11 protein-coding genes and 1 pseudogene are annotated in these 13,450 nt (G+C 64.6%); all 12 read right to left on the bottom strand.

The genetic code is table 11. The annotated features are described in order from the left end of the window. Nucleotides 1–31: 31 nt before the first annotated feature. Nucleotides 32–592, bottom strand: coding sequence for a hypothetical protein (locus JK358_RS32870; protein ID WP_201955118.1), 561 nt, complete (start codon nt 590–592; stop codon nt 32–34). 113 nt (nt 593–705) lie between these two features. Continuing rightward, complete coding sequence (locus tag JK358_RS32865) at nt 706–1,095, bottom strand: MoaF-related domain-containing protein (RefSeq protein WP_201955115.1); 390 nt, start codon at nt 1,093–1,095, stop codon at nt 706–708. A 269-nt stretch (nt 1,096–1,364) separates the two neighbouring features. Further along, nucleotides 1,365–2,198: an ABC transporter ATP-binding protein gene (locus JK358_RS32860; protein ID WP_201955104.1), complete on the bottom strand. Its 834-nt coding sequence runs from the start codon at nt 2,196–2,198 to the stop codon at nt 1,365–1,367. Nucleotides 2,199–2,623: 425 nt separating this feature from the next. After that, complete coding sequence (locus JK358_RS32855) at nt 2,624–3,379, bottom strand: peptidyl-tRNA hydrolase (RefSeq protein WP_307817850.1); 756 nt, start codon at nt 3,377–3,379, stop codon at nt 2,624–2,626. Between the two features lie 61 nt (nt 3,380–3,440). Further along, on the bottom strand, nt 3,441–3,917 hold the full coding sequence (locus tag JK358_RS40510; protein ID WP_201955102.1) for a protease inhibitor I42 family protein: 477 nt from the start codon (nt 3,915–3,917) through the stop codon (nt 3,441–3,443). 66 nt (nt 3,918–3,983) lie between these two features. Further along, entirely contained in the window at nt 3,984–4,721 is a 738-nt protein-coding gene (locus JK358_RS32845; protein WP_201955094.1) for an SDR family NAD(P)-dependent oxidoreductase, read from the bottom strand. A 36-nt stretch (nt 4,722–4,757) separates the two neighbouring features. Next, complete coding sequence (gene serB, locus JK358_RS32840) at nt 4,758–5,984, bottom strand: phosphoserine phosphatase SerB (protein WP_201955092.1); 1,227 nt, start codon at nt 5,982–5,984, stop codon at nt 4,758–4,760. 189 nt (nt 5,985–6,173) lie between these two features. Continuing rightward, a complete protein-coding gene (locus JK358_RS32835; RefSeq protein WP_201955090.1) occupies nt 6,174–6,572 on the bottom strand; it encodes a DUF7919 family protein in 399 nt (132 codons plus the stop codon). Nucleotides 6,573–6,618: 46 nt separating this feature from the next. Then, nucleotides 6,619–11,946, bottom strand: coding sequence for a putative T7SS-secreted protein (locus JK358_RS32830; RefSeq protein WP_201955085.1), 5,328 nt, complete (start codon nt 11,944–11,946; stop codon nt 6,619–6,621). Continuing rightward, entirely contained in the window at nt 11,947–12,564 is a 618-nt protein-coding gene (locus JK358_RS32825) for a hypothetical protein (protein WP_201955084.1), read from the bottom strand. Continuing rightward, nucleotides 12,557–12,946, bottom strand: coding sequence for a hypothetical protein (locus JK358_RS32820; protein WP_201955083.1), 390 nt, complete (start codon nt 12,944–12,946; stop codon nt 12,557–12,559). The genes JK358_RS32825 and JK358_RS32820 overlap by 8 nt, the downstream gene beginning before the upstream one ends. A 149-nt stretch (nt 12,947–13,095) precedes the next feature. After that, nucleotides 13,096–13,450: pseudogene (locus tag JK358_RS32815) on the bottom strand (cytochrome ubiquinol oxidase subunit I); the annotation flags it as partial.

Below are 13,450 nucleotides of genomic sequence, written 5' to 3'. Positions count from 1 at the left end.
TGCTCGGGCTAACGACCAGGGCGGCCACGGCTCAGTGGGCGACCAGCAGCATGGTCGCGATATCGAAGGCCGCCACCGGATCCTCGGGCAATTCCACTCCCCCGAGCCCGCTCTGCCGCGCCGCGCCTTCGCCGAAGCGGTACCAGCGACACCACGAGGTCTGGCGAATATCGCTGTAGGCCACCAGCAGCCGATGGCTCGGGCAGCGGCGAGCGTTCTCCAGCGCTTCGGAGAGGGTGCGGCAGGCCTCGAACATGCGGCGGACGCGGGCGGCGGCCATGCTGTTGTTCATATACGCACCGCCGAATCCGGTCTGCGCGAACAGGGTCAGCGAACCGCACACCAGCTGGTAGTTCACGGCATAGGAGTTGGTGCCGTGCCCGGAGTGCGAGACCGCCACCTGATCGGGAAGCCAGTGCCGCATGGCGTCTTTCGAGTAGCCGAACTGGTACATCAGCGCCGGCGAGACCGCACCGGTGGCGTACGCCCACGGCTGCACCTGCCGCAGCTGCGGCTGGAACGGGGGCGGGATCGGTGGCAGGCCGAGGTCGTGTCCCTCGAACAGCTCGCACATCTCCTGGAACGCGTGCATGCCTCAAGATCGCAGACCACGTCGCGGCTGTAAACGCCGGGCAACAATCCAACCTGGGCAACCCGGCGCGGGAACCGGATCGGCCGCGCCCGCGTCGAACTCCGGTGCGCGCCTCAGTCCGTCAGATGCACGGTGCCCGTTCGCGTTTGGATGGTGAACGGGGCGTCGGTGCCGTCGCGGCGCGACCAGGTGCCCTGGACCTGCCCGGTGCGGTAGTCCTGCACCTGGCTGATCACGACGCCGGAGTCGTCGGCCCAGGTGACCAGAAACGAACCCGCGCCGATGGATTCGATGGCGGCCGGTGCGGTGGTCTTGCGTCCGGTGTCCGCGGAAACGTAGGTGAGCGACCCGCCGTCGGGAGCGAAGGTGAGGGTGCCGCCCGCGCCACTGTCGTAGGTGAGCTGGACGGTGCGCCCGTGCAGGTCCTCCGGAATCGCGGCCCTGCCCAGGCTGGCCGCCGATTCGGAGACCGAAACCTTCTGCGGCTCGGGCGGATTCGCCACGCAGCCGACCGCGGCCGGCACCGTGACGAGGCATAGGAGTGACCCGACCGTCCGACGCACTTGCGCTCCCTCCGTCCGCGGCGCCGCACCCGCATGGCTTCGCTCACGGTTCGCCCTGATTTCGGCGAGCTGAGTGCGATTGCAGCGGAATGCCCGTCACCACCCGATCGGCGATGTTGCGGACAGTTTGCCCGTCGGAGGCTGGCGGCGCAATAGCAGCGCGCCGCCCGAGACACACCGGATTCGACGCCCGCCGATTCAGCGGCGGCTCAGCGCGAGCGATGCCTGCCGAAACGCTGCGCACGACGCGCGAAGTAGCGACCGTCTATCCGGTCCAGCGCGATCGACTGCCGGAAAGCCTCACTGAGGTTCTCGGAGGTCAGCACATCGGTGAGCAAACCCTGCGCGACCACACTGCCCTCATTGAGCAGCATGCCGTGCGTGAAGCCGGGCGGAATCTCCTCGACGTGGTGGGTGACCAGTACCGTCGCGGGCGCGTCCGGATCGGCGGCGAGATCGCCGAGGCGTTCCACCAGCTCCTCGCGACCGCCCAGGTCCAGTCCGGCGGCGGGCTCGTCGAGCAGCAGCAGTTCCGGATCGGTCATGAGCGCGCGGGCGATGAGCACGCGTTTGCGCTCGCCTTCGGAGAGCGTGCCGTAGGTGCGGTCGGAAAGATGTTCCGCGCCCAGGCTTTCCAGTACGTCGACCGCACGGTCGGTATCCAGATCGTCATAGCGTTCCCGCCAGCGACCCATCACCCCGTAGCCCGCCGACACCACCAGATCGGCCACCTTCTCGTCCACCGGCACACGACTGGCAATCGCGGCGGAGGACAGGCCGATGCGGGGACGTAGCTCGTTCATGTCGACCCGGCCGAGCGTTTCGCCGAGCAGGTTGGCCTCGCCCGAGGTGGGGAACATCTCGGCGGCGGCCATGCGGAGCAGGGAGGTCTTCCCGGCTCCGTTGGGGCCGAGCACAACCCAGCGTTCGTCGAGTTCCACCTGCCAGGTGACGGGACCCACCAGGGTGTGGCCCGAACGTCGGACGGTGACATCGTTGAAGTCGATGAGCAGATCGGGATCCGGTTGCGGCACGGGGTCCATCTTGGCTCACCGCCCTGGACGCTCGTCAACGTGGGGGAAAAACTCGATTCGTGTCATCTCTCCCGGCAGTGGTCCCGGGAGTCAATTCCTCTGCGGTGTGCAGTGATTCGGGATGGTTCGGTACCGGACGTAGCTCGTCCTTGTCGTGGTCGTCGCCGTTCGAGGATCGGAACAGGCGTGCCAGGATCAGTGCCGCCGGAACCGAGAGCGCCACCCACGCGATGAGTATCACCACAAGTGTCGTCATTTCCGTTGGTTTCCTTCCGCGGAAACTCGTGAACCGATCCTTGCCCACCGGTTCGGCGAAGTCGATACACCAGCGCATATATGCCAGCAAGGCGACCATCCGGTTTGCGGGTGGGACATGGGCTTCCGGCGGGCAACCCTGGCCGCCCGCCGTGCCCACACCGCACTGTCAGGGCCGATCAGGGGACCGCGATCACCGTCATGGACCCCGGAGCCACTTCCGTGAATCCGGCGTCGCGCACGGCCACCGCGGAACCCTCGGCCACCCTTCGTCTCAGCCGCGCCCAGCGTTCGGGATCGGCTTCGGCAACACCGCATCGGAAGCCGCGCGCAGCCCAGGCGTACGCCTGCTCCACCGGCATCGCTCCGGCGAGCAGCATGCTCGCATGCCCGACCTGTGCGGCGGCCTTACCCACAGTCATACCCAAATCGGTGTCCACCCATAACACCGGATACTCGGGGTCGATCTCCTCGGGTTCATCGAAAGGTAGTTCGGTGCCGTTGATCTGAAGGCGTTTGATACGCGGATCCGTTTCACCTACCGGGCCCGGGACGAGGGCTCTGGCCTGCGCGCCATCGAAATCGATGGTGATGCCGGGGACCTCCTGCGCGGCCAGCCAGTGCGCGCCGCGGGCGCGTCGGGCCACCTTGCGGATGCGGGAACGCTTCCAGGCGAGGTAGCGCTCCTCCCACTCACCGCCCGGGCCGACGCGTTCGTCCAGGCAGAGCGCGACCGCCGAGGCCGCGGCGGCGGCCAGCAGAGCACTTCGTTTCGGTGGCTCGTCCTTCGGAATGTGCAGGACCATCTGCATCGCCTGCACCTGCGCGGGGTCCTCCGGATCGCCCGCGCCGCCGTATCCCCGCGCCAATTCCGCATGTCTGACGGCGAAATCGGCCAGCTCCGATGTTTCGATGCCACACAGCCCTTCGGTCACAACCCCACCTTCATCGACTACCAACCAGTCTCCACTGATAGCCGATGGAGGGGCTTGCTCGCTACTGCACCTTGACGGTCAGCGCAAACCTCTGGTTCGCGTCGGAGGCGGGCTCCCAGGGACGGGCGTACACCATTTCCAGAGTGGTGGTCCCCGGTTCGACCGCGCGGAACGCCCACACCGCGGTGCCGCCCTTGCCCGGCATCGACGGCCCGGGATCCTGCTCGTAGCCCGGGTCGCCGTCCTGCAGCAGGATGGCCTGATCCAGGCGCTCGATCCCCCACGAGGTGCCCGTCGACGGATTCGACTTCAACCGCACCACCAGCCGCTGTCCCGGAACCATCTGCAGCTCAGTGCCATTCGCGGATTCGTCGACGGTGACCGCGGCGGCGGGTTCGGGGGTGGCCGAACTCGTGGTGACGGCCGAGGAGGTCGCGGCCGTCGAACTCGCGGTCACCTCCGACTTCTCGGAATCGGACTTGCCGCAGGCGGTGACGAGCACCAGTCCGAGCACCAGCACCGGCAGGACTTTCCGCACCCCAGGCCTCCTCAACCGTCATCGAGTAATGCCGTCCAGCGTAGTGGCGAATTTCCAGCACACTCGTCAGTGCAGGTAGGACGCGCCGTTCACATCGAGGACCGCACCCGAACTCCAGCCGGCCTCCGGCGACGCGAGATACCGCACGGCCGCCGCGATCTCACCCGGCTCGGCCACCCGGCCGAACGGGCTCTGCGCCCGCACGGCGTCGGTGACCCGATCAGCGACCCGCTCGGTCGCGACGAACCCCGGGGCGACCGACGCGACGGCGATACCGAACGGAGCCAACGACACCGCCAGCGACTGGCCCATCGCCTGCACGGCCGCCTTGGTCGCACCGTAGGCCGGATGATCCGGTTCACCCCGGGAAGCGCCGCGTGAACCGACATTCACGATCCGGCCCGGGATGTTCCGTTCGATCATGTGCCGGGCCACCGCGTACGACATATTCGCGGTGCCGAGCAGATTCACGTCGGTGGTCAACCGCCAAACCCGCTGCCACTCTTCATAATCCGTCGTGGGCAGCGGATGCGGCAGATTCACCGCGGCATTGTTGACCAGGACGTGCACCGTCCCGAGCGCCTCGACCGCCGCATCGACGATCGCGGTCACCGCACCGGGATCAGCGATATCCCCGCCGACCAGCACATGCCCGTCCCCGGCGAGGCTGCGCAACGTCTCCTCGGCATCGTCCCGCCGCGACGAATAGTGCACGGCCACACGATCTCCCGCGTCCGCGAAGCTCTGCGCGACAGCCCTGCCGATGCCCCGGGACGCACCCGTGACCAATACGCCCCTGCTCATTCCGTGATCACCATGGGTTCAGCATGCCTCGCGGAATCAGCCCAGCGGAACGCGCCGCAGCATCCCGTCGAGCGCATCCGCCGCCTCGACCTCTTCCCGGGTCACCCCGAGAATGAACAGCACCGCATCCAGGTAGGGGTGCGACAGCGCCGCATCCGCGACCTCCCGCAACGCCGGCTTGGCCTGGAACGCGATACCCAGCCCCGCGGCATTCAACATGTCGATGTCATTGGCCCCGTCACCCACGGCCACCGTCTGCTCCATGGCCACCCCGGTCTCCGCCGCAAACCGCCGCAGCGCAACAGCTTTCGCCGCCCGATCGACAATCTCGCCAACCACCTTGCCGGTCAGCTTCCCATCGATCACCTCGAGCGTATTGGCCTGCACAAAATCCAACTCCAGCTCATGCGCCAGCGGCTCGATCACCTGCCGGAACCCACCCGACACAACCCCGCACCGGAACCCGAGCCTGCGCAGCGTCCGAATCGTGGTCCGCGCCCCCGGAGTCAACTCGATCTGATCGGCAACCTCATCGATGACGGACGCATCCAACCCCGCGAGCGTAGCGACGCGCTGCCGCAGCGACTCCGCGAAATCCATCTCCCCCCGCATGGCGGCCTCGGTAACCTGCCGCACTTCTTCCTCAACACCCGCATGCGCAGCCAGCATCTCGATGACCTCCCCCTGAATGAGGGTCGAGTCCACATCGAACACAATCAGCCGCTTCGACCGCCGAGCCAGCCCCGCCCGCTCAACGGCAACATCCACACTCTCCTTGACGGCAACCTCGGCCAGCCCCGTCCGCAACCGAGTCTCAGCGATCGACTCATTCGACGGCACGGTCACCATCAACTCGAGCCCGGTCACCGGATAGTCCGCGATCCCCCGAATGGAGTCGATATTGACCCCCTGCTCAGCCAACTTCCGCGAGATAGCACTGAACGCCCGAGCCGTAACCGGACTCCCCAACACCACAACAGCATGGGTCGACAGCTTCGCCCCCGTAACGCTGTTCGCCCCGATCTCCACATCGACATCCATGCCCACAGTCGCCATAGCGTCCTCGAGCTGATCCTGCAGCTCCTCCGGATCACTGGGACAAGACACCAGCACCCCCAGCGTCAGCCGCCCCCGAATGACCACCTGCTCCACATCCAGCAAGCTCACCCCGTTGTTCGACAGGGCAGCAAGAAGCACCGAAGTCACGCCCGGCTTATCAGGCCCGGTCACAGTAACCAGAACCGTCGTCTCAGACGTGCTCAATCGACAACTCCATTCTCAAGACTTCATCCCCGCCCGGCACCCGGGACCGCCGCCCATTCTGTCAGGTCTCCCCCACCCTGCCCCCGCCACCCACCACCCCGTGGCCCTCATCACGCCCCCCAACCTCACACCCGATCTCCGCACACACGAACTCTGGCATGTGAGCACCGACTGGCAATGGAGATCGAATCAACATGCAAGAACGGCCTCGATAAAAGGCGTCGGCGGCAGATAGCCGTGTTTCACCACGTAGTGATAAACCAAGTCCGGAGCCGCCAAGATCTCCCCGCTGATAGCCGGAACCCGGACTTCTGCACCACCCAACGGCACTGGCACTCCGTCGATCAGCGGTGTTACCGGATACTGCTTCTCATCCTCTGCGCACAAATCACAGGCATGCACCCCGCGAGTGCGCGCCACCGGATTCGTACGGCATAGCTCACCCAATTTTTCCACAAACCCAGTCGAGGTTGTCCCGGTATCAAATGGCTGGCCATTTTCGAGCCACCCAACGTTGAGGACCTTCTCGCCGGGTGCCACGGTGTCGGACAGGTATACATACGGAGAAAGATCAGCGAAGTAAGTCATTCCTTCTTCCTACCCGAATCTCTGATGTTGCGGAGTCTGACCGATTCTAGAAGAGCGAAAGTATCAGTGCCATATCGGCCGGTGAGACAACCTCTCTGCAGGCAGCCCAATGAGTTGAACCCATATTGCTTCGAAGTAGCTCAGACAAACGAGTCGGCCCCGTTACCGTCACTGGACTACCCATGATGTTCAATGGAGTCATCGGGGCAGTGGGCGGCAGCAGATAGTAATCTGGGATCTTATCGCCCGGATTGAATGTAGCTACCGGTTTGGGGTTATCAGTCTCAATTCTGTTTCCGAGTGCATCGCTGATTGTGTCAGAATGCGGGCTGTACATATTGACGCTGGTACCAGGAGGTACGGTGACCTCTGCCAAGTCGCCGTGGCCGATCGTCCCGTGACCGCTGAACACGAGATCTCCATCCGGACGACCAGGATCACGTATGACCGCTTCGCCACTGGAGTCAACGACGAATTTGGGTGCACCACGTGTCGTGTCGGCTGGACAAAGACCGAGAGGATCAGACCAGACAAGCGGGTTGGTGACATAGCCGAACGGATTGCCGCTCGCCTCGAGACCTAGCGGATCGGAACTGTTGTAGCGTCCAGTTTCCGGGTCGTAGTAGCGGTACTGGTTGTAGTGGAGGCCCGTTTCGGGGTCCTCGATCTGACCGGGAAAGCGCAGCGGCGTACTTGCGGTTCCCGCCCACGACGTTCGCCCCCAGAGATCGGTGCTCGCCGTTCCTACGGAAACCGCGTTCACAGGATCGACCAGTTCGACCGGTGATCCGATGAGGTCGGTGACGATCGCGAAGAACTCTCGATCTATGGCGGACTGGTCAGTGGTCTGAGCCAGGGGTGTATGGGTCCCCGGTTCGTTGTGCCATCGAGTCCTGGTTCCGCCATGGGTTTCTTCAGCGAGATGCACTCCGTCCCAGGTGTAATCCACTCGGTCAGAGATCTGACCATCCGCTTCGAGCAGATGTTTGGCGACGCGTCGCCCGAGTGCGTCGTAGGTGTAGCGCCAGGACTGGCCATCCGGGGTCCGTACTGCCGTCAGTTGATTGAACGCGTTGTAGTGGTACTGCCAGACCTCCGGCTTGCGCGATAGCCGTTTCGTAACTTTCTGAGTCAGGCGACCGTCCGCGTCGTAGCGATATGACGTACGGCCTCTTCGGACGAGGAGGTTGCCTTGATACTCACGGGAACCGTCGCCGGATGCTTCCGGGCGCGCTTCGGTGACGTTACTGAGAGCGTCGTATCTGTACGACTCGGTCAGAGTTCCGTTTCGAGAAATCGTCGCAACGCGACCAAGCGTGTCGATCGTGAATTGCCGATGCTCCTGCGGGTCGTGAGCCCGCAAAAGAGTATGTCCGGTGAGGTAACCATCGGGGCGATAGACGTAGTCGTCCTGCCGGATCGTGTGCGGACCAGGTCGGTCCGGGAGTTCGGGCTCGAGAGCGAGCGATGTAGCCGGAAAGCCCGTAACGTTCTGCCCTGTGAGACGACCGAGCGCGGAAAGTGTTCGGCTGAGGACGATCTCGTCGAGTCGCCAGCCGGTCTGCCGCCCTTTCCTGTCATAGCGGAAATCGAAGCGGTGGTCGTCGGCCACCATTCCGATAACCCGGTTGGTGTCGTTCCACTCCCAGGTCGTAACCGCTCCGCTTGGAAGCGTTCGACGTATGCGGCGACCGTACTCGTCGTACTCGTGTCGTAGCGCGGGCTGGCTGTCGAGTTGCTGTGAGAGAAGCTGACCGTTTGGCGCGTAAGCGAATTCGAGCGTGTGCGTGGCGTCGTCGCCGGAGCCGGACACGGCGCTCAGTACCCGCCCCCGGATGTCGTGCCGGTAGCGTAGCCATTCGCCGGTATCCGCAGCGACTTCAGTGACGCGTCCGAGGAGATCGCGCGTGTGCCTGCGACGGATGCCCCCGGCCGAGGTGATCGAGGTGACGCGCCCGGCCCGGTCGTGGGTGAAAACGGCGCGTGCTCCGGAGTAGTCGGTCTCGGCGACGAGTCGTCCTGCGGCGTCGTACTCGTATTTCCATATCTGCCCGAGTGGGTTGGTCACCTCAGTGAGCCTGCGATCGGTGTCCCAGGCGTAGCGTGTAGCGGATCCGTCCGGATCTACACGGGATTCGAGAAGATCGAAAGGGCCGTAGGTGAACCGCGTTGTTCCGCCTGCACGGTCGGTATGAACCAGCAGGTTTCCTTCGCCGTCCCAGCTCCACGACTCGGCGAAACCGTCAGGGTCGGTGCGCCGCAGTAGTTTTCCGCTTGCGGCCCAGCTGTACCGGGTGACCTCCTCCAGCGCGTCTACAACCCGAACCGGGCGGCCGAAGCAATCGCGTTCGATTCGAGTGACCGCACCGTAGGAATCGGTGACAGCGACCGGCAGACCAGCGGCGTCGACCTCTATGACAGTTCGAGCTCCGGTGGGCGCGAGCACAGTCGCGGTCGCACCACTCGCGTGATAGCCGTATTCGGTTCGTACGCCATCGGAATCGATGGCCGCAACGAGGTTGCCATTGGCATCCCAGTCCTGCCGCCTTATCGAACCGTCTACATCAGTGACCGCCAACGGCCTACGCCGCGAGTCGTACTCCACATCGATGGTCGCGCCGTCGGGTCGGGTGATCTGTGCGATATCCCCGTCACCCGTGTACAGGTACCGGGTGACCGCACCATCCGGCGCGACAACGCTGAGCGGCTTCCGATCGACGTTGTAGTCGAGATGGGTCCTACCACCGAGGGGATCAACCCGGTCACGCAATCGCAGATCATGGTCGAAACCATGTGTCGTGGTCCCGCCGAGGGAATCGGTCAGGGTCGTCAGGGTGCCGGTGCCGTCAGGGAAGGTCACATAGTTGAAATCGGTGTCGAGGATGCCGCCGGTGCCGCGCTGGCGAACCACTCGACCGGCATCGTCGTAGGTGTTGACCATGGTGGTGCCATTGGAGTCAGTCCACGACAGCATCCGGGCATGGTCATCGTAGGTGTAGTGAGTGGTGGCTCCGACCGCATTGGTGACCGCTGCCAGGTTGCCGACGCGATAGGCGAACTCCCGTACCAGGATCCGGGTTGCCCCGGAGTTCTGGCTGGTGTCGACAACGGCCAAGCCGACGACTCGGCCGCCCGATGTCGAAACCTCCACGCGGTAGCCGCCGGAGTGGGTCACCGAGACAGGTGCGCCGTCTTCGTCGAATTGGAATCGGACTCGATTGTGATGGCGGTCGGTGATCGCGGAAATCGCAAAGTTGCCGAGTCGGGCGTCCAGTCCTCCGAGATCCGGTTCAGGCGCGAAATGCCATGTCAGCTCATGATCTGGATCTGAAACGCGATAGCCGCCCACGTCGGTACGTGTCATAGTCCATCGCTGCCCGCCGGTGACCGGGGGAACTGCCACTCCGACCTCGGCATGCGGGTAGACCAGTACGACCCCGTCCTCGCCGACCAGGGTCACGCTCTCCTCTTCGACGACCACTCGCATATCGAGCGTGGCCGACCAGGAAGGCCCGAACCATCGACCGAAACGATAGTTGGATCGGTGGCGGCGCTTCAGCACCAACGCCAGCACGCCCGGCAGGTCCACGTCAGTTTGTGGCAGCAGGAACTCACCGGTAGCAATGTCGACCGGGTCGGGAGATTCGGTGACCTCGTGCGGGGTGCGGTTGGAATCAGGACTCGTGGCCCCGTCGTTTGCCAGACCGTTATCCGCGTCCGCCAACTCCTGACGGCCTGGGCCAGGCTGCTGTCCGCCATCGTGTACGGGCTGACCGGCCCCGTCGTTACTGGTCGGGCGAATGGCATCCGGATCGCCGCCTCCGGCGGACACATCGTCCCCAGCGTTGGCGTTCGGCCGTCCAGTGCCTGGGTCGTGGACATCGGGGCCGGGGCGGCCATCGGTCGATTCGCCGTATGCCGCAGGTGAACCATTCGCAGGCGCGTCTGCTGCTGGATTCGGTTGTGTACCAGGCTGATCCGAACTCGCGGCGTTCGATGGTGAATCCGGTTGCGCGGGAGCAGGATTGTCGGCGACAGGTTTGCCGGACTCCGGAGGCTGAGCTCCTGAGTTATCCGCGCTACTGGTGTGCGTCTCTGCAGCAGAGGAGACGTTGGGGGACTCCGGGTGTGCGACGGGGTTCTGAACGAGGTTGTCTGCTGTCGAAGGTCCGGTGGTAGTCGCAGGACCTTCTCCATGTGGAAGCCCCTTGCCCGCGGGACTGACGGGAACGTTATCCACCGCGTCAGCGATACGTTCGGTGGTTTTCACCGCGTCGGTAACCTTGTCCACAGTTTGGACTGTCACCTTGGCTGCGCCTCCCGCGCCGCCGGTAGCCACGGTGAGAAGGGCGTCGCCGGTCAGTGCGCCCGCGAATTCGAAGGGGTTTTTCCGGGCTCCGGAGAGGAAGCCGTTGACCATTGCGCCGGGGTCCGCTGCCGCTACCACCAGGCCGGTGCCGAGGTTCGACATGTTGGTGAGGTATTCGGCGGGGTGGGTCATGTTGTAGGTGTCCGTCGGGTTTACCGCGCGGACGAATTGGACTATGCCGGTGAGGCTGGTGGTGAGGCCGGAGATGAAGCTGAGTTGGGCGTGGTCGGCTATGCCTGCGAGGTCGGTGAAGTTGTCGGACCAGCGGGAGGTGAAGGGGGGTTCGGTGGGGGCGGATTCGGTGTAGCCCTGGATGGCGGCTACTACGCCTGCGGCGGCTGAATCGCGTTGGGAGCGGGCGTCGTTGAGGATGGTGCGGGCCTCGTCGCGCAGGGTGCCGTCGGTGCGGGTGGCGGTCTTTTTCGCGTCGTCGGAGAGGGCGTTGTAGGCCGCTTCGGCGCGTTCGGCTTCTTCCCATTTGTCGATGGCGTTCTGGGCTTTCGCCTGGGCGGCGACCACTACCCAGTACCACCAGCCGTCCAATGTGGCGGCGCAGTTGGTCATGGCGTCTGCGGCGGTGAACCAGAGTTGGGGTTGTTTCTCGAATTCGGTGTGGAAGGCGGTGGCGGCTTCGCCTGTCCAGTCGGCGACGTTGATGGTGCGCAGCGCCGTGCCTGTTGATTCGATGGAGGTGGCGAGGTTTTTGAGTTTGCCTGCTACGTCGTGGATGGCCGAGGGCTCGCCGCGGATGAGTTCTTTGGGGTCCTTGGTTTCGCCCAGGTCGCGTTCTTGGACTTCGCCGCCGGTGATGGAGGCTATTTCGTCGCCGAAGTCGTCGAGTGCCTCGGCTACGCCGTCGGCGCCGATCCTGCGAGCGAGACTGGAGAGGCCGTCCAGGCCGCTGTCGGCGGTTTCGCCGATTTTGGCGGTGACCGATTCGGCGGTGTCCTCGAGCCATTCGCCGGCGGCGTTCGCCTTGTCGCTGAGCCAGTCGCCGATGCCCACCTACTTGCCCCCCTTGCCGTTCTCGGCGGCGCTCATGATTTCGGCGGCCTGTTGGGCGGCGCCGGTGTTCCAGCCTGCGTTCGGGTTGTAGGTGCTGAAGACGTTGTTCAGCGCCTGGCCGCCTACGGCGTCGATGACCTGGCCGTTGGTTTGCATCTTGGCCAGCATGGTGTCGAAGGATTCGGTGGAGTAGTCGGCGTTGCGGATGTGGTTGAAGCTGTTGTCGGCGAGGGTGTCGCCCCAGCCGCGGGCGTTGATCTCCTCGGTGGACAGGTGCGGGTTGCCCGCGAGGTGGGTGTACATCTGCTTGAACATGTTGGAGAACTGGTCGTCCATCATCTGGTAGCGGCCTGCCGAGAGGCCCACCGATTGGGCCATGTTGTTGGCGGCCTGCACGAGGGCGCGCACGCCCCAGGACCAGCGTTCGCAGAAGGTTTCGAAACCTGCCTGCACGGAGGCCTTTCCGGCTTCCATCGGGGACAGCGACAGCATGGCGAAGCCGCGGCCCATCGCGCCGGTTTCCTTGACGCCGATGTCGGAGAGCTGGTTGATGATCGAGGTGATGCCCTTGGCGGCCTGATCCAGCACCGCCGGATCGACATTCAGCTGATCAGCCATGGACCGCCCCTTCGGCCGATTCGGGTAGCGAGGGCGGGAAGGCCATGGGCGCGGCTCCCACACAATCGACGGACACACCGGTCGGTTCCAACCGCGCCTGCGCCCATTCGCTCAACCGCGCACCGAGCAGCGTGTGATACCGGTACGTCTCCGACGCCGAGACCCCGCGCGCCACCATGTACCGCGCGTATTCCTCCACCGAGGTGAACGCGCAGATCCAATCCACTCCCCCGACCCGCGACGTACACACCCGATCGTCGTCGGTCACCGGTACATACAGCGACGCCCCCTCGAAGGCCGCCCGCAACACCTGCGGCTGCCCGAATCCGGCGTAGAACGCCGCGATCTCGGACCGCAATTCGGCCAACCCGTCCCCGGTCATGAAGCCCACCCCCTCATCAGACAACCTTCCGCAAAGCCGCAGCCTATCGCAATACAAGATCGGCATCGACGCAGGCCGCAGCCTCGCGCACAACGACAACGGCACCCGTCCTGAGCAGGACGGGTGCCGTTGTCATGAACATCGAAGACCTAGTGGGAGGACTTCTCCAGCTCGGTCACCTTGTGGGACTTGGTGCCCCAGCCCACATGGGCCTCGGCGCGCATGCGCTCGACCATGTGCGGGTAGTGCAGCTCGAACGCGGGACGCTCGGAGCGGATACGCGGCAGCTCGTAGAAGTTGTGCCGCGGCGGCGGGCAGGAGGTCGCCCACTCCAGCGAGTTGCCGTAGCCCCACGGGTCATCCACCGTCACGACCTCGCCGTACCGGTAGGACTTGAAGACGTTCCAGATGAACGGAAGCATCGACGAGCCCAGGATGAAGGCACCGATGGTCGAAATGGTGTTCAGGTTGGTGAACCCATCCGAGGGCAGGTAGTCGGCGTAA

Source organism: Nocardia acididurans (assembly GCF_016741815.1).
GTDB lineage: Bacteria > Actinomycetota > Actinomycetes > Mycobacteriales > Mycobacteriaceae > Nocardia > Nocardia acididurans.
The sequence above is the reverse complement of the archived record's forward strand: the minus strand, read 5'-3'. Positions and strand labels throughout refer to the sequence as shown.